This is a genomic window from Fonticella tunisiensis (genome assembly GCF_004364155.1).
Lineage (GTDB): Bacteria > Bacillota > Clostridia > Clostridiales > Caloramatoraceae > Fonticella > Fonticella tunisiensis.
In genome coordinates this window covers 58,828-75,595 of the sequence record NZ_SOAZ01000001.1, presented here as the reverse complement: position 1 = coordinate 75,595, position 16,768 = coordinate 58,828, and the positions used below count along the sequence as shown (strand labels likewise).

Annotated in this window: 17 protein-coding genes and 2 riboswitches; all 17 genes read right to left on the bottom strand. The window is 33.4% G+C overall.

Annotation, left to right across the window (positions count from 1 at the left end; genetic code table 11):
* Window positions 1–613 precede the first annotated feature (613 nt).
* The 17 genes from EDD71_RS16040 to EDD71_RS00295 all read right to left on the bottom strand — a co-directional run bounded on the left by EDD71_RS16040 (window position 614) and on the right by EDD71_RS00295 (window position 16,598).
* The gene (locus EDD71_RS16040) at window positions 614–697 is read right to left on the bottom strand and encodes a hypothetical protein (RefSeq protein WP_423244792.1); all 84 of its coding nucleotides are present in this window, start codon (window positions 695–697) and stop codon (window positions 614–616) included.
* The gene (locus EDD71_RS00365) at window positions 684–1,637 is read right to left on the bottom strand and encodes a cytochrome D1 domain-containing protein (RefSeq protein ID WP_133626771.1); all 954 of its coding nucleotides are present in this window, start codon (window positions 1,635–1,637) and stop codon (window positions 684–686) included. The genes EDD71_RS16040 and EDD71_RS00365 overlap by 14 nt, the downstream gene beginning before the upstream one ends.
* Before the next feature lie 307 nt (window positions 1,638–1,944).
* Window positions 1,945–2,562 (bottom strand): class I SAM-dependent methyltransferase, encoded by a 618-nt coding sequence (locus EDD71_RS00360; RefSeq protein WP_133626770.1) that lies wholly within the window; start codon window positions 2,560–2,562, stop codon window positions 1,945–1,947.
* 211 nt (window positions 2,563–2,773) lie between these two features.
* Complete coding sequence (locus EDD71_RS00355; RefSeq protein WP_166636274.1) at window positions 2,774–4,117, bottom strand: sensor histidine kinase; 1,344 nt, start codon at window positions 4,115–4,117, stop codon at window positions 2,774–2,776.
* Window positions 4,107–4,814, bottom strand: a complete 708-nt coding sequence (locus EDD71_RS00350; protein ID WP_133626768.1) for a response regulator transcription factor — start codon at window positions 4,812–4,814, stop codon at window positions 4,107–4,109. The genes EDD71_RS00355 and EDD71_RS00350 overlap by 11 nt, the downstream gene beginning before the upstream one ends.
* Window positions 4,815–5,304: 490 nt before the next feature.
* The gene (locus EDD71_RS00345; protein WP_133626767.1) at window positions 5,305–5,496 is read right to left on the bottom strand and encodes a hypothetical protein; all 192 of its coding nucleotides are present in this window, start codon (window positions 5,494–5,496) and stop codon (window positions 5,305–5,307) included.
* Window positions 5,497–5,551: 55 nt separating this feature from the next.
* The gene (locus EDD71_RS00340) at window positions 5,552–6,526 is read right to left on the bottom strand and encodes a peptidoglycan DD-metalloendopeptidase family protein (protein ID WP_133626766.1); all 975 of its coding nucleotides are present in this window, start codon (window positions 6,524–6,526) and stop codon (window positions 5,552–5,554) included.
* Between the two features lie 3 nt (window positions 6,527–6,529).
* Window positions 6,530–6,653: riboswitch (cyclic di-AMP (ydaO/yuaA leader) on the bottom strand.
* 490 nt (window positions 6,654–7,143) lie between these two features.
* Window positions 7,144–7,332, bottom strand: a complete 189-nt coding sequence (locus EDD71_RS00335; protein WP_341471823.1) for a copper resistance protein CopZ — start codon at window positions 7,330–7,332, stop codon at window positions 7,144–7,146.
* 270 nt (window positions 7,333–7,602) lie between these two features.
* A complete protein-coding gene (locus EDD71_RS00330; protein WP_133626764.1) occupies window positions 7,603–7,869 on the bottom strand; it encodes a metal-sensing transcriptional repressor in 267 nt (88 codons plus the stop codon).
* A 399-nt stretch (window positions 7,870–8,268) separates the two neighbouring features.
* Window positions 8,269–9,435, bottom strand: coding sequence for a murein hydrolase activator EnvC family protein (locus EDD71_RS00325; protein WP_133626763.1), 1,167 nt, complete (start codon window positions 9,433–9,435; stop codon window positions 8,269–8,271).
* A 3-nt stretch (window positions 9,436–9,438) separates the two neighbouring features.
* A riboswitch (cyclic di-AMP (ydaO/yuaA leader) is annotated at window positions 9,439–9,563 on the bottom strand.
* A 260-nt stretch (window positions 9,564–9,823) separates the two neighbouring features.
* Window positions 9,824–9,949: an LDCC motif putative metal-binding protein gene (locus tag EDD71_RS15865; RefSeq protein ID WP_279232979.1), complete on the bottom strand. Its 126-nt coding sequence runs from the start codon at window positions 9,947–9,949 to the stop codon at window positions 9,824–9,826.
* Between the two features lie 111 nt (window positions 9,950–10,060).
* Entirely contained in the window at window positions 10,061–11,416 is a 1,356-nt protein-coding gene (locus EDD71_RS00320; protein WP_133626762.1) for a sigma-54-dependent transcriptional regulator, read from the bottom strand.
* Window positions 11,391–12,824, bottom strand: coding sequence for an ATP-binding protein (locus EDD71_RS00315; RefSeq protein WP_133626761.1), 1,434 nt, complete (start codon window positions 12,822–12,824; stop codon window positions 11,391–11,393). The genes EDD71_RS00320 and EDD71_RS00315 overlap by 26 nt, the downstream gene beginning before the upstream one ends.
* Before the next feature lie 15 nt (window positions 12,825–12,839).
* Complete coding sequence (locus EDD71_RS00310; RefSeq protein WP_341471815.1) at window positions 12,840–13,001, bottom strand: double zinc ribbon domain-containing protein; 162 nt, start codon at window positions 12,999–13,001, stop codon at window positions 12,840–12,842.
* Between the two features lie 88 nt (window positions 13,002–13,089).
* Window positions 13,090–13,377 carry a hypothetical protein gene (locus tag EDD71_RS00305; protein WP_133626759.1) on the bottom strand — a complete coding sequence of 96 codons (288 nt, stop codon included), beginning with the start codon at window positions 13,375–13,377 and terminating at the stop codon, window positions 13,090–13,092.
* A 265-nt stretch (window positions 13,378–13,642) separates the two neighbouring features.
* A complete protein-coding gene (locus tag EDD71_RS00300) occupies window positions 13,643–15,928 on the bottom strand; it encodes a spermine/spermidine synthase domain-containing protein (protein WP_133626758.1) in 2,286 nt (761 codons plus the stop codon).
* 25 nt (window positions 15,929–15,953) lie between these two features.
* The gene (locus EDD71_RS00295; RefSeq protein WP_166636273.1) at window positions 15,954–16,598 is read right to left on the bottom strand and encodes a hypothetical protein; all 645 of its coding nucleotides are present in this window, start codon (window positions 16,596–16,598) and stop codon (window positions 15,954–15,956) included.
* Window positions 16,599–16,768: the final 170 nt, after the last annotated feature.

Sequence of the window (16,768 nt, the reverse complement as noted above, 5' to 3'; positions counted from 1 at the left end):
ATAGTTGGATTTACAAGAACGCCAATTAGGATACATTTTCTAATTGCTCATAATCACAATAACTCTGAATAGTTACACTACTATATATTCTTTCATACTCTTCATCAATCTCGTTGAATTTCTTTATTAAGTTATTTGTATAGTTATCATTGATTTTTTGCCTATATTGCTTGCTTAATAGATACATAAGTATTCTCATTATCTCTACCCATTTCTATGATGCTGTGAATTAATTCTATATCCCAATTGTCAAGGCATTATGAAGATATAGAATATCATTGAAAAACCATTAACCACTGAATCTAACATTTTGTTAGATATTTCAGTAACTTTCCGCATTATATTTTAAACAACATGACTAAACCAACCTAAGGAATGTTTACAGCATCTATTTATGAAAGCTAAAGTATTGCTGCAGTTCATAAAACAAGCTAGCAGTAGAAAGTATACACTCTCACTACCAGCTTTGTCTGGGTTTTAGAAGATTTTGATTCTTTGTAAACTCCTCTTTAGCGCAACAACATTGCTTTCATCATCCTTATAAAAGCTGTTCTTTCTACAACATCAATTGTATGATTTGACACAATATAGGTACTTTAATGGATATCCAGGATTAAATATTATCCATAGCTGCAAAATCTATTTCATGGGGCTCCTTACCTATAGGAATCGTCTTTATAACCTTAAAGTTTGACATATCTATTACCTGAATATCTCCTGATTCCAAATTTGAAACATAGGCTAATATTCGTATTTGGAACTATGGAAACATGATTTGGTGTACCCCCAAGCTTTATTGATTTTACAACTTTACCCTTTTCAACATCAATTACAGATACATCCTTTGAAGTTCTATTGGCTGTCCATACATATTTATCATCCTTTGTAACTGCAATTCCATGAATCCCTCTTCCAGCTTCTATACCTCCTATAATATCGTAGCTATTTGTGTCTATTATCGACAATGTGCCATCCCCAACATTTGCAACATATAATCTTTTCCCATCTACTGAAGGTTCAGTTTCATTGGGAATACGCCCCACTGGAATTTTCTTTAATATTTCTCTTGTTTGAGTATCAACAATGGCGACTTCATTTGATATAACATTTGAAACATAGGCCAGCTTACCATCTTTACTGAAATCTATATGTGAAGGGCTCTTCCAATCAGATGTTATCTGCCCAACTATTTTGTTGGATTTTGTCTCAATTATAGAAATATAATTATATTGAACCCCTTCCTTTAAATCTCCACTTGTAACGTAAACATATTTGTCATCAGGGGTTATATCTATACCATGAACATTTAACCCGGTTTTAATTCTTGCAACTTCTTCCCCTGTTGAAGTATTTATTACAAATACTTCTCCACCCTCGACATTACCTGCATAAATAAACTTTCCGTTTTTTGTCACCGCTATCCCATCGGAGGCTGCTGTTCCGATATTAATCCTTTTAACTATCTCATGCTTTTCAGTATCAATCACTGCAATCGTTCCATCTCCTGCATTTGGGACAAATGCATAATATTTTTTTCTGTAGAAATGCCATGTCTCATTTAATAATCCAACAACTACAGCTGATAGTATAGTTAATCCTATTATAATGGATATTAATGGTTTTCTTTCCTTAATCATATTTCACCACCTAGTATCGATACACATTGGTATTCTTTACTATTTTTAATAACATTACATTCCTATTTTTTCACAAAGCATAAATGAACTAAAACTACACCTCCTTTTGATATAACATTTAGCAAATTTCATGCCATATTTCCAGTTGCATAATAATCAATTACATTAAATAGAAAGCCATCTAATTTTCCTTTTTGCTGCACAAGCCTGGTTTAATTATTTTTTATATCCTAAAGCTAAAAACAAAAACAGCTATCAGCAGGCCCCGATAGCTGTTTTTGTTTTTATTAAGCAAGTAGCATGAAAATCATTTTACATTTCGAATTATTATTTCTTTTACAATATCGCTTGAGAGATTTCTTACCTCAATTGAAGTAAATCCAGCCTTTTGGATATTTTCGACTGTCCTTCTGTTTATATTGGCTCCGTATACGTTTACCACTAAAGGATTTAATAAATCCATCAATAATCCAAGAGCAGCTTTCTCGCTTCTTACATGCTCAATCATTATTATCTTTCCATCCGGCTTGCATACCCTTCTGATTTCTTTTAGCCCCTTTATAGGGTCTGGTACCGAGCAAAAGACACAGGTTGTAAAAACACTATCAAAAGAATCATCGGGGAAATCCATGTTTTGAGCATCCATTTGAAGCCGCTTAACCTTTTTGCCATATCTCACTGCCTTTTCCCTCGCCTTAGAAAGCATATTGGTGCTAAAGTCAATTGCAGTGATGTCAAGATTATCAGGATAATAGGGTATGTTTTTACCCGTTCCTACACCTACCTCCAAAACCCTGCCTTCAAGTTGCCTCATTACTTTTATTCTCCATTTTTTTAAACTCATAATTTCCATAGGACTCTCAAGCAAATCATAAAATCTTGCTGCCCTATCGTATCTCTTTCTTATTTTTTCGGTACTATCCATAATAATTCCTCCAAAATATATCCCTTTATTATTTATTACTGCCAAAATTACACAAAAGTATGCTTTATATCTTAAATATTTTCACCATATCATTCAACTTCTCAGCGAGTTTACAAGACTTTACTTTAATTTTGCTGCTTCTTAAGAACTGGTAAAATTACTATTTAACTCTCTTAGGCAACTCTACTATAACTTCTGTTCCTCTATTTAATTAACTTTCAATTCTGATATTTCCCCTATGTGCTTCAACTATTGCTTTTGTGATCGTAAGACCTATTCCAGAACCTCCTGTGTTTCTTTGGCGAGATTTATCAACCCTATAAAATCTTTCAAAGACATGTGGCAGGTCCTCAGGAGGTATTCCTATACCGTTATCCTTAACTTTTATAAACACCTTTGAATTATTTTCATAGGTTGTAATAGTGATTTCTCCTCCAGTATCAGTATATTTTATACTATTAGAAAGAATATTAACAATCACTTGACTTATTTTATCTTCATCAGCATATATACTTTTCACATTGGTATCAACTTTAAGCCTTATGTCTTTCTTGTGTATTTCTGAACTAAAGTTCATTATAATTCTACTTATAACTTCATCTAAATCCAGCAGCTGAATATTTAAATTATCTGTCTCACTTTCGTATCTTGTAAGTTTAGATAAATCTCCTACAAGCCTGTTAACTCTCAAAACTTCTCTGTAAATATTATTAAGCTTGTCTATTGTTGGTTCCCATACCCCTTCAATTAATGTTTCCAGATAACTCTGTATAGCTGCTAATGGAGTTCTAAGCTCATGCGCAATATCTGATACTATTCGTTTTCTCATTGTATTCTGCTTTTCCAATTTTTCTCCAAGTAAATTCACAGCCTTTACAAGCTCATCTATTTCCACGGCATTAGACTTTATATCAATTTTAGTTTTATAATTTCCCTCTGATATTAATTTGGTAATTCTAATGGCCTTTTCTATAGGAACACTTATCTGTCTTGAGATTATAATCCCAAGGAGCACGGATAAAGATATAGAAACCATCATCACCAATCTAATTATCCTTGAACGTACATTGATATAGTCGAACTCGTTTTCAGTAAAATAGAATGGTCCATAATACTTTATTACTGCTGAACCTAATTCTTCACCCTCGTAATATAAAGGAACTTCCTTTTTTTCAATCTTTCCATTCCAATTTTTATATCTTCTTCTCATATTGTTCTCTATATAACTTAAGAGAAGCTCATCTGACATGCCTTTATTTTTTGAAGTATCCCATATAACCCTTCCTTCCTTATCTTTGATAACCAGAATAAGCCCCTCTTTGAGAGCATCATCACTTATTGCTCTCAACTTATTCTTATCCCACTTGTCAACGTTATGATATTGATGCTCTATACTATGAGTTATAGTATGAATCATAGTTTCATTGTTTGCCTTCACGTATTCTATAAAATATTTTTCAACGAATAAATTAAATAACGCTGCAATCATTCCCACAGTAACCACTGCGATAATTGCATAGGTTATTGAGAGTTTATTCCCCAACTTATACCTCATATTTCTCTCCTCCAAACTTGTAGCCAAACCCATGAACTGTAATAATGTATTGGGGATTCTTAATATCAGTTTCAATTTTGGACCTTAAATTCTTAATGTGGGTATCAATCGTTCTAGTATATCCCTCATAACTTTGACCTAATGCGATATATATTAATTCCTCTCTAGTAAAGGTTTTCTGAGGATACTTTAATAAAGAAAGCAGAATTTTATATTCACTTGGTGTAAGTCTTAGTAATTCCCCTTTTTTTCTTACTTCATTTTTATCTATATCAAATTCCAGATCTCCCCCATTAAAACTCATTTTACTAAAAAGTGGCTGTGGATCATTATCTACTCTTCGAAGCACCGCTTTAATTCTCCCGGCTAATTCACGCATACCGAATGGCTTTGTAATATAGTCATCTGCCCCAATATCCAACCCTCTTAATACATCCTCTTCCTCCACCTTTGCAGTTAACATGATTATAGGAACCCTGGAGGTCTTGCGTATAGATATACATATATCCTCACCTGACAACTCTGGAAGCATTAAATCTAGGATAACTAAATCAGGATTTAACCTATAAAATTTATCTAAGCCCTGCCTGCCATTTTGCTCAGTATATACCTTAAAACCATCTCTTTCTAAATATCCTTTAATAGACTCTGCTATCATTTCTTCATCTTCTATTATGAGAATCTTTTTACAACTCATATAGTGTCCTCCTTTGAAGTAATTGTATTAAATTAATTACTAAATAGATAAGTATTAAATTAACGTGTTGTGCTGCTTATATCTCCATTTTGATTTGCCATAAATTGGCATAGATATTAATCTTTCGTACATAATTTTACTAAGAAAAATCAGATATAAAAAATATGTGAATTTCACATTTTTCAAATCCCGAGCCATAGAACTTCTTTGCTAAGCGTACTGTCGAATCAAATATATTTTTTATCGCAGCGCCGGTCTGTACATGCTTTCTCCTTTTATTCCAATGAACTTTTCAGAGTAGCACAACGAATAAAATTACTAAAGATTTATACTGCCATAACAACTGTCGTCCAGCAGATGATCCTGTTGTTTTATTTAAAATGCTATTTAAAAGGAAAAACTTTAAAGCGAAGCCTTGCAGATTCAAAAGAACTGCATGGGCTTCGCTATTGCCGCTTCCACGGGATTATCCAAAATAAAACAGGAGGCTTTAAACCTTTAAATCAATTAAATTTTCCTTCACTCCATTTGTATTATTTGCTCTTGTTCTGTTACTTGCTAATTCATTAGACTTTATTTTCTCGACATCAATTTGTTTTACCTCTCTACTTCCATTCATGTCTTTCATTTTACAATTTTCAAACATATTACTGCTCATCCCTGTAAGTCCATTTATTTTCATAGTTTTTCCTCCCTTTGTGCAAACATTTCAAAACTACATTTTCAATTATCATACATCAAGGTAAAAATATTAATGGATTATAGGGTTTTCCTCCCTTTCTTACTTCAAAGTGAAGTACCGATCCTGTTGCATTTCCATTACTTCCAACCTTTGCGATAACCTGACCTTTACTTACATCTTGTCCTACTTTTACAAGATTTGAAGAATTATGAGCATAGTAAGTTTCAACACCATTTCCATTATTTAATATAACTATATTGCCATAACCATTCTTCCAACCACTAAATATTACCTTTCCATCCAGTGCTGCTTTTATATTAGTGCCAGTTGGGGCTGCAATATCCAGCCCATTATGCATTCTTCCATCTCTTGGCCCAAATCCCGAGGTTATTTTCCCTCTAAGCGGCCATATAATACCCGGTAAGGGTGAAACTAAAGATCCCCCCCTTGATGCAGTCTTTATACTTTTTATTTTTGAGGCTGTGACAGAATCCTTAGCAGCGGGTTTATTTGCCTTAATTACCTTTATCTTATCTGCTCCCGGAATGATTATTTCTTGATCAAGCTTTAGCTTATCGGATGAATTTATAGAATTTATTCTCTGAAGTTCATTTAAATCAATATCATAAGCCCTTGATATTTCCCAGAGGGTTTCACCGCTTTTAACTTTGTACAGGATTCCATCTATAGAAGGAAACCTTAACTGCTGTCCTTCTTTTAACACAGCATCATTCGAGATATTATTGGATTCAGTTATGCTGCTTACTTTAATTCCGTAGGAGCTTGCTATAGACTCTAATGTATCTCCCGATTTTACTACATAGCTTACTATTTCAGGCAGTTTTTCCTTTGGCTCCTCATCAGAAACTTTAACAGCTTTTTCTTCCAAAGTATTGCTGCTTTGTACTATATTATCAGACGATGCTTCGGATTTTTCTGCCTTATTAAGTGAATTTGCTATAACTCCTGCACTTATCAATGCAAAAGCTATAAGTATAAAAACTACATGATTTTTACTCAACTTGTACATAATTTTCCTCCTCTATTCTGCTTACGAGGTTAGTTGACGGGTTAGGCCATAGAGTTTAGCCCCCTTAATGGTTCACCCCAATTTGATTATCCCCCGTTCCATTACATGGATTCAGCGTCTGGTATTTTTCATTACACTGTATTGATCCCTTTCATATATTACACTCAATATATACGCAAATTTCATGCCACACCATTTACTAAAAAATTAAAATAAAAGCAATGTTTTAGAGTAAAGACATTGCTTTTATTTTAATTTAATCCGTTGTTGTAGTTCAGGGACTGAGCGAAGATAAAAAATATATGTAGGTCGCATTTTAGCGAGCAATTAGAAGTTCCTGTCACATAGGATGAAGCAGCGCCTTAGAGAAGTGTTCGTGGTGTTTGAGCTAGAGCGAGTTCACGCACCTTCTTAGGCTGTGCGAATCCGATGCCTTAGAACTTGTTTGCCAATCGTGCTGGTGAATCAAATATATTTTTTATCGCAGCACTCTCTAAAAAGCAAAACTAACACAACGCATTAAACTGGCTTTTGCTTGATAATGGGACTGTTCCATAGGCAACATCAACTGTATGATATAATACAGTAAAAACACTTTATAATTTTATGTCCCTATACTAGAAGGTTTCAGCTTTTCTCCCTGTTATGGCTTCATCGATAATTTTTTCTATTTCATATCTAGTAATATTTTCATTGTTATACGTTATTTTAATCACCTTTTTTTCTAAATCCATATTAATTTCCTGCATTCCTTCTATTAATGAAATAGCCTTCGCAGCATTCATCATACACCTGTGGCATAACATATTATTCTGCTTTAGTTTAATCGTATGACTTTTTATAATTGTTCACCCCCTTCTATTCCAATATCTAATTATTATATAAGCAAATATTATACCAATAAGGAGAGCTTTGATTAACAAAATATCAAAGCTCTTCAGGGTCCCTTATAACTTTATGTTTTAGAGCACCATTTTTATTCATAATACTATCACCAATTATCTTATCCCCAATATATTTTTTAAAATGCAAATGTTTTCATATACCTTCTCTCCCAACAAGCAAATCTTAAAACTTTACCTATCCATTATCTTAGACAAAACCTCTATAATCTCATCTATTTTCTCATCAGCATTGTCCTGCTTAACAGCATCCTTAACACAGTGATGTACATGCTGTTTTAAAATCAGCATATTTGCTTTTTTTAAAAGAGCTTGAGCTGCAACGATTTGATTGGATACATCAACACAGTATCTTTCATCTTCAATCATCTTGATAATGCCCTCTATCTGTCCTTTAGAAGTTTTTAATGCTATTAAAGCTTTGTTTTTCTCCTGATTCATAGTTTCCTCCTGTTTATTTAGAGTATTCCACCTATAAGGAGTGGTCTGAATACAAATAAAAATCTTTCATTTTACCATTTTGCATCATTTTGAACTATAAAATTAAACATAAAACAAAAGTCACTTTTCATTCATCAGAACAGAACCGGTTTGCAGCTGTACCTCCTATATATATTAAAGCAAATTTCATGCCATTAATGCCCTTGTTATTTCATCAGCGTGCCTGGTATAAAAAAGGCACTATTCTACTTTCTATATATTAAAATTTTTAACTTGTTTTCTTAAACTTTCTGACGGCCTTGCCAGAGCTCCATATGAAAATAATATAGAGCAGCAGGCAGCTTGTTGGTTTTATAATAAAGCTGCCTGCTCTTTAAATTAACAATATCTAAATCTATTCTATTTTCCTATTATCACATATGGTTCAGGATTTACAGGAGTACCATTTATTCTTACTTCAAAATGAACATGTGGCCCAGTTGCATATCCTGTAGCGCCAACCTTTCCTATAACTTGTCCTTTTTTCACGGTTTGACCTGCTGACACGAGATTAACCGAATTATGTGAATAAAGGGTACTTATTCCTCCGCCGTGATCGATGACCACATAGTTTCCGTAGCCACTTCCATATTTTGAAATAATTATTTTTCCATCTGACATAGCATATATTGGAGTACCACTTGGAGCTGCATAATCTATCCCGGTATGCATTTTATATTTTTTAAGTATTGGATGAAGCCTCATACCAAAGGGAGATGTAATTCTTGGCATGCGCCCTATATCGCTAACTTTTAAAATTGGTCCCCTTGAACCGGAGTATGTCTCATTACTACTGCCTGTTGGGCTTCCTGAGGTAATATTACGTATTTCGGCTTCAAGTTCCTGTGACTCCCGTATCTCTTGATCCAGTGCCCTTTCAAGATTTACCATGTCCTTATTCAAATTATCATAATATGCTTTCTTATTTTCATTTGCAGTTTTTAACTGAGCTTTTTTATCTACAAGCTCTTTCTTCAAATTCTCAAGTCTATTCCTCTCTGAATCAAGGATTTTCTTTTTATTCTCTATATTTTTCTGTTTTTCTTTAATTTTATTTAGTACCTCTTTATCATATTCAATTAGCCTCTTAACTATATCAAACCTTGATATAAAATCTGAGAAACTTTCGGAAGAAATAAGAATCTCCAGATAACCTGACGGGCCATTGATGTACATAGCCCTAACTCTTTCATTGTAAAGCTCCTTTTCTGCATTAAACTCTTTTATAGCATCATTCAGTTCCTTATCCTTTTTGCTAATTTCCACCTGAATATCTCTAATCTGCGTACTAATTTCATTAATATTACCTGATAGGTCATCAACCTGCTTGTTTATTTTATTAAGTTCTGCCAGAACATCCTCTTTTTCGTCTTTTATATATTCGATTTTATCCTTTAATTCTTCAATTCTATCGTTAACTTTGTTCAACTCATCCTTCTTTTCAGTAATACTCTCAGCCAGTACATACGAAGGTATTAAAAATGATATTAGTACAGCAAGTACAAGAGATAATATTTTTCTTGTCATTGGTATTCCTCCCCTATTCTGCTTACGAGGTTAGTTGACGGGTTAGGCCATAGAGAATTAGCCCTCTTAACGATTCACCCCAAATACTTATCCCCCGCTCCATAAAATGGATTCAGCGTTTTATCATTTTCCTTTTTATTTACTCTTTTCTCCTCACCTCCTTTAAAATCAATATACAAAAACTTATGCAAATTTCATGCCAAATGGATTATAGCAAAAAAAATAACAAGCAGTGCCTATTTTAAAATAGAGCATTGCTTGTTCATCTAAATGATTTTTATCGTTCGATCCACATCTATATATTGTTGTTATATTTAACTCACCTGCTGTATGATATAATACATTATAATTCATAAACGTAATAGACAGCAGTTATACCAATTTATTGTTATTTCATATTATGCCCTCCATTGTTCTTTCGGTTCATTTCACAGCAGTCTAACTTCTGACCTTTAAAAGTGTCGTTGTTAGCCTTTGCAATTTGATCAAGTAATTTTTTAAACCATTTAAACATAAACAAAACCTCCCTTTAAAATATTTATTTTTATCATCCCCTGCATATATATAATGATTATTTGATGTAAAAACATTTAAGGGATGAATATTAGCTTTGAATATGAAAATTTTAATTCTTATTTTTTATTCCGTACTTTTCCATACGGTAAAGAAGAGTATGCCTTGTAATTCCCAGTATTTTGGCTGCGTGTGTCTGATTGTAATCTGTTTTTTCCAGAGCCTGAATGATAAAACTTTTTTCCACTTCATCAAGATTTATTCCCTCTTCTGGGAGTACAAACTGTACCTCTTTATTTTCACAGATCAATATCTCCTTAGGCAGCATATCCTTTTTAATTATTCTTCCCTGATTAAGGATTACAAGCCTTTCGATTACATTCTCAAGCTCTCTGATATTTCCCTTCCATTCATAATTCATAAGTATTTTCAAAGCGTCCTCTTCAAATGATAATTTCTCTCTGCCAATTTCTCTACAATATTTTTCAATAAAGAATTCAATAAGTTTGGGTATGTCTTCCTTTCTCTCCCTTAGAGGTGGAAGTTCTATTGGAATTACATTAAGCCTATAGTAAAGATCTTCCCTAAATTCACCTTTCTCAACCATATCCATAAGGTTCCTGTTTGTCGCAGCAATAATTCTAACATCTACCTTTATTGTCTCAACTCCTCCAATACGTTCAAACTCCCTTTCCTGAAGTACCCTTAAAAGTTTTACCTGTATAGCAGGAGTCAGTTCTCCAACCTCATCTAAAAATATGGTACCTCCGTCTGCCAGTTCAAATTTACCGGGCTTTCTTGAAACTGCCCCTGTAAATGCTCCCTTCTCATATCCAAACAATTCGCTTTCAAGTAGGTTCTCCGGTATAGCACCGCAGTTAATTTTAACATAGGGTTTATGCTTTCGATTGCTGCTAAAGTGAATCGCATTTGCTATCAGTTCTTTACCCGTTCCACTTTCACCCGTTATTAAAACCGTAGCATTGCTGTTTGCCACCCTGCTAACAATATTAAGCACATTTTTTATCTTTTCACTTTCTCCAATAATTACTTTTCCTGTGTTCTTACTCAATTCTTCAGTGAGAAACTCTATTTGCTCCTGCATGCTTCCGATATTCAGTGCCTTATTTATAACCACTTTTAATTCCTCTATGTCAAATGGCTTGGATATATAATCAATAGCCCCCAGCTTCATAGCCTCAATAGCGCTTTCCATTGTTCCATGGGCAGTTATCATAACAACCGGTATTTTCATATTATTTTTTTTAAGTTTCTTAAGAACATCTATACCATCCATTTTAGGCATTCTTAAGTCAAGAAGCATTAAATCCGGTTCTTCCTTAAGTGCCACATCCAAGGCCTCCATACCATCAGAAGCCGTGAATATCCTGTATCCTTCATCCTTAAGAGCCTTTTTAAGTGCCCAGAGCATGTTCTTTTCATCATCGGCTATCAGAATCCTTTTCATCCACTTCTCCTCCGATTTTTTCATTAGGTAAATATATAATAACTGTTGTACCAACACCTACTTTACTGTCTATTTCTATATATCCTTTATGTTCCTCTATAATTCTATGGGTAATTGAAAGTCCCAAACCAGTACCCTTTTCTTTCGTAGTATAAAATGGTTCAAATATTTTTTCCATTATATTTTCATCTATTCCAACCCCCTCATCACTGAAGGATATTTTTGAAAATCCGTCCTCATTTTCAAGTTGAATGTTAAGATTTCCCCCTTCCGGCATTGCCTGAATTGCATTAAATATTATATTTACAAATGCCTGTTTTATCTTATCAGCGTCAACGTTTATAAAGCTGTCTTCAACTACTTCATACATAATTTCCACCCTATGCTGCTGTGCATACTTGTTCATAAGAATTAACACTTCGCTTATTATCTTATGGATACTTTGAATCTTACTGTTAAAAATGCTTGGCTTTGCAAAGTCCAAAAGCCCCTGTATAACCTTATTTGCTCTGTCAATCTCATGCTCTATAATTTCCAGTCCCTCTTTTATTTCTTCATCCTCAATATCCTTATTGATAGTTTGGGATATTGTTTTAATTATTCCAAGTGGATTTCTTATCTCATGGGCAATTCCAGATGCCAGTTCACCAATTGCAGACAGTTTTTCCGCCCTTCTTACCTGGTTTTCAAGTCTCTTTACATGGGTTATATCCTCAATAACCAGTACCATTCCCTCCAATGCGTTTAAAATATTTTTCAAAGGATATGCATGAAGTCTAACAGTTACCCTTGTGTCTCCACATTTTAGACTATGCACCTCATAACCCTGTATCCCTTTATTCCTCTGCATTGCGTCATTCAAAATGTTTTTTAACTTCTCCCCATCCTCGAAAAATTTATACACATATTCTCCGGTCATTTCCTTTTTCTGGTTCAATATGTTCTTACCTTCTTTATTAATTGATGTGATTTTAAGGCTTCTGTCGACAGCAATAACTCCATTTAAAATGCTGTCCAGGATATTTCCCGTATAGTTTTCAAGATTTGTAAGCTTTGTAATTTGAACTTCCAAAAGCCTCCTAACCCTTGCTTCAGACTCAACTAACATACCCGTTATGCCGCCAATAATTATAAACATTGCTATTTCTAAAAACTGATTGATTATATCTATATCTATTTTCCCAAAATATATAAGCATGTGAGGAGCATATAAAGTTACTACTGCAATAGATGCAGCAATACCTCCCTTTAATCTAAACCTGAAAGCTGAGAATATTATAGGTATATAATATAACCTTCTGTAAAAATCATGAAGGCCTGTTTTAGGCATGAGGGTAAAATAATGCAAGAAGGTAATTACAATTATACTTGCTGCAATTAATAAATTATCTCTCAATTTAGCGTTCATATTTTCACCTTCCTGCTAAGAATTTGGATGCTCGCAGTATGGGCAGTGCCTCCAATTTACACTTATCATCTTGCCGCAGCCTTCACACTGTTTTTTTAACCTTACTTTACAATTTGGACAATAATTGTAGCTTTCTTCTATTTCTTCACCACAATTAAAACATCTTAGTATATCCATATCATAACTGTTATTATATTTTGAATCCTCTCTGGAGGAAATAGCATATATAATAATGCAAATTATTAAGATTACTATGAGCATCATGTTAATTATCACCTATTCTTTCCCAGCCGCAATTAGGACATATCTTCCAGTTCTTCTGTAATTTCGAAAGGCATTTAATGCAATAAGTTTCTTTAGTTTTGTTCTTGCCGCGGCTAAATATTATTAACGTCATCATAGTTATTACAGCTATCATCCCTATTACCTTCAAGCCCTGTATACCCATGCCACAGGCATTGTTATACAGAACGTGATATTTATTTTCCATATACAACAGTAACAATATCAACATTGCAGCAAAAATTATAATATAAACATATTTTTTAATCATCCTTTTCTCTCCTTGTGTACATTTTGCTACAGTTAGTGTTGGATATAAAGCAAAAGCTTTATAGAAATTTAGTTAATCCGATACCAACGCACTTAAGCTAAAATATTATAAAAGTCAAATTAACCTTTATCTTTGATGTTTGATAAATATATTTTAAAAAATATTATCACCAATTATTATAGCAATTTTGGTGCCATAAACTATAAATTGAGGCAAAACATAAAAAAGTGAAGATGTTTAAAATCATCCTCACTTTTCAAAAAAATTATTCTTGTATAGGTGCTTTACCCATCCTTAAAGGATTTGAAATAAACAGATAAATGTATATTATAGCTCCTATGTTCAATGCTGCATTAAATCCAAATATCATTGAGATTATAATCGCAAGCGTTGAACCTAAAACTGAGAAAATGCCATTTACTCCCCACATTAGTGGAACAAGGTTTTTATCTCTTATAATACTTTCTAACCTTTTTATACCTGTTGGGAAAGGAATTCCCATAGCTATTCCCATTGGCATCATTGCTATAAATACAACAATAAATCTGTATATAAGCTGTAAACCCCTTGCCTCATTCAGCATCCATATTATACTCCACTGGCTAACTATAATCACAATACCTGTAATTAGAAGATATTTAGGTGGTTTTAATAAATGTTTTTCAATTGCTTCATGACTGCTTAAAGCACTTCCTATACCGCTGCCAGCCAACAAACTAAACAATATAAAACTAAATGCCAGAGATGGGCTTCCAAAATACAATACCATCTTTTGTATTATTGGAATTTCCACCAGCATATATGCAAGGCCCAGTCCGGCAAAATAAAATGATATACCTCTGTGTTCCTTTTGTTCTATATATTTCCTTCTTACAACTATCCAGACAAATAGTACAATAAGTAGAACAAAGTACATTTCAAAGGGTAAAAGCTTGGAATAATTGAAGAAAAATGGACTATTATCAGTAGTTGGTTTTGAGTTAAATGGAATCTCCTTTATTAGTTGAGTATAAGTTATCTCCTTATTTTTCAATGCTTTATACACCGGATCCTCTTTTCCAGGCAGATGAATTATATCCCTGTTTTGCATTTCAGTGATATTCTTTATCGAATTTATTTCTTCCCATGTAAATGGAGTATTTTTAAATATAACAAGAGGCATATTTACTCCTCCACCATGTTCTCCACTTTCCTGTCTATTTACCCCATTTACTATAACAAAATAATCAGTAACCTTATCCTGGCTTATTCCTTTATCAAGCAGTACCTTTATTCCTGTATTTGTTATCTTTGCAAGGTCATATGCATTATGAACCATAAAGCTTAATTTTCCATTATCCTTAAGATGTTTTAAGTAAGTTTTAAAAGCTTCATAGGTATATATATAATTCTCTGAAAGTGAATACATCGTATTTTCTATCGCATTTGTCATTACCATGGAAAGATATATGTTATCATATTTATCACTGCTGTTTTCAATGAAATTTCTGCCATCCTGGTTGTACACCTTAACTTCAGGCCTGTTATATATATCTCCACTAAAATCTTTAAAATTATTCACAGCTTCTATCGTGGAAGGATTTATTTCAACGGCATCAATTTTCCTGCTTCCTCCCAAAAGGGCAAATAAAACGTCCTTTCCTCCACCCGATCCTATTACCAGAGTGTCATCGTTTTTACCAAAGGAAAATGGTATGTAATTAACACTTTCTTTTAAATACTGCACCTCATTCAGATTACCATTAAACTTGATGATTGGTGCCGTTGCACCTCCATCAGTTACTATTAACTTTTCATTCTTGTTGGTGGTTTCAATTACATCCGTTCTTGATATCGCATTCCACTTTGAAAAGGATATACCAAGTGGCTTTTCATCGGAGTCTCTCAACATGTTTATAACTGTGCCAGGGCTTGTATAGTATGCATAAAATCTTTTTTCTAACGACTTAATCACACTTCCCTGTATAAGGCTTCCTGTCAATAATATCAAAAACACTCCAGCAGCCGCTATTTTCAAAGTTTTTCTGTAGTAACAACTAACTGAAAAGAAAGCTAGAAGCGCAAAGATGGTTACAACAATTACGCTGGACATAAATCCGAATTTGTTCATTATTCCAATCACTGCTATACTCCCTATACCTGAGCCCAGCAAATCCATGAAATACAGTTTTCCACTTACACCAATATTGCTCTTGAAAATTGTAGATATTACCATTCCACCCAAAATAAAAGGCATCATTCCTGTAAATACATACATTATAAACATTAATGAGAAGGGAAGGAAGTACATTAATGCTATGGAAACTATAATGCTTACAGGAAGCCACTGGGAGCTTGTTAATAATAATTTCTCCGAAGTAATTTTTTTATTTCCTGTTATTTTATGAGTAAGAATTCCTCCTAAACCACTTCCTAAGATAGCGAGGGATACAACAACAAATGCAAGATTATAGGTTAAAACAGCTGAAAACAGCCTGGTTAAAAGTACTTCATAAATAAATAGTGAAAGTCCTGTTAAAAACACTGCAATAAAGATTAAATATTTATTCATAAACCCTATCCTTCCTTATTTAATCTTAATTCTTCAACAATTTTATTACATCCTTTTCCCATTTAAAGGTACGATTTTCCACATTATCCAAACCCTTAATATCGAGCTCAATAGACTCAGTCTTTTCCGTAATTACAGGCTTACCATCAACTACTTTTGGGATCTTATATTTTCCTAAATAATGATGACCTCCTCCATCAGCTTTTTCCCAGATTATTTCTTGATTCATCTCAACTCCATCACTCGTTTTAAAAGTTGCTATCCTTTGGAAGTCATAAACATCAAGATCTACAGAGTGGGTATCAAACTGCATTTCAATTACTATATATTTATCATCCTTTTCTATTGGATTTAAAATAGTTGCTCCAACCTGCACACTTCCCCTGCTGTCAATTTTCAAAAGTTTATCCCTAAGTTTATCATCTTCCTGTGATTTTATTTTGTTTGAGCTATTATCAACGTTACTACCTGTTTGACTGCTTTCACTGATATTCTCCGAGATAACTGCACCATCTTTATCTTTCATCTTTGAAGCAGCCGTCATTTTTGTATATATAAAATAACCACCTGCTAATCCAATTATCAGCGCCACAAGTGGTAGAACAATAAAAGATTTTTGTTTTATCATCAAATCCATCACTCCTTCAAAGTTAATATTGATATCCCTCAAATAATAAAGTAGCAAATTTTATGCCAATTACCGCCTGCAAAAAATACTGTTTTTCAGATCTGAAACGTAATCAATATTTGTAATTAAATTAATCCGTTGTGCTAGTTCAGAGGCTGAGGGTCGATAAAAAATATATGAAATTCACATTTTTCAAATCCCGAGCCTTAGAA

Excerpts from the sequence above, each read along its gene's own strand:
- EDD71_RS00300 (WP_133626758.1), bottom strand. The coding sequence starts at position 15,928 with ATGAATAAATATTTAATCTTTATTGCAGTGTTTTTAACAGGACTTTCA.
- EDD71_RS00330 (WP_133626764.1), bottom strand. The coding sequence starts at position 7,869 with ATGAATCAGGAGAAAAACAAAGCTTTAATAGCATTAAAAACTTCTAAA.
- EDD71_RS00305 (WP_133626759.1), bottom strand. The coding sequence starts at position 13,377 with ATGATTAAAAAATATGTTTATATTATAATTTTTGCTGCAATGTTGATA.
- EDD71_RS00325 (WP_133626763.1), bottom strand. The coding sequence starts at position 9,435 with ATGACAAGAAAAATATTATCTCTTGTACTTGCTGTACTAATATCATTT.
- EDD71_RS00355 (WP_166636274.1), bottom strand. The coding sequence starts at position 4,117 with ATGAGGTATAAGTTGGGGAATAAACTCTCAATAACCTATGCAATTATC.
- EDD71_RS00350 (WP_133626768.1), bottom strand. The coding sequence starts at position 4,814 with ATGAGTTGTAAAAAGATTCTCATAATAGAAGATGAAGAAATGATAGCA.
- EDD71_RS00360 (WP_133626770.1), bottom strand. The coding sequence starts at position 2,562 with ATGGATAGTACCGAAAAAATAAGAAAGAGATACGATAGGGCAGCAAGA.
- EDD71_RS16040 (WP_423244792.1), bottom strand. The coding sequence starts at position 697 with ATGTCAAACTTTAAGGTTATAAAGACGATTCCTATAGGTAAGGAGCCC.
- EDD71_RS00320 (WP_133626762.1), bottom strand. The coding sequence starts at position 11,416 with ATGAAAAGGATTCTGATAGCCGATGATGAAAAGAACATGCTCTGGGCA.
- EDD71_RS00335 (WP_341471823.1), bottom strand. The coding sequence starts at position 7,332 with ATGTTATGCCACAGGTGTATGATGAATGCTGCGAAGGCTATTTCATTA.
- EDD71_RS00365 (WP_133626771.1), bottom strand. The coding sequence starts at position 1,637 with ATGATTAAGGAAAGAAAACCATTAATATCCATTATAATAGGATTAACT.
- EDD71_RS00315 (WP_133626761.1), bottom strand. The coding sequence starts at position 12,824 with ATGAACGCTAAATTGAGAGATAATTTATTAATTGCAGCAAGTATAATT.
- EDD71_RS15865 (WP_279232979.1), bottom strand. The coding sequence starts at position 9,949 with ATGTTTAAATGGTTTAAAAAATTACTTGATCAAATTGCAAAGGCTAAC.
- EDD71_RS00310 (WP_341471815.1), bottom strand. The coding sequence starts at position 13,001 with ATGGATATACTAAGATGTTTTAATTGTGGTGAAGAAATAGAAGAAAGC.
- EDD71_RS00345 (WP_133626767.1), bottom strand. The coding sequence starts at position 5,496 with ATGAAAATAAATGGACTTACAGGGATGAGCAGTAATATGTTTGAAAAT.
- EDD71_RS00340 (WP_133626766.1), bottom strand. The coding sequence starts at position 6,526 with ATGTACAAGTTGAGTAAAAATCATGTAGTTTTTATACTTATAGCTTTT.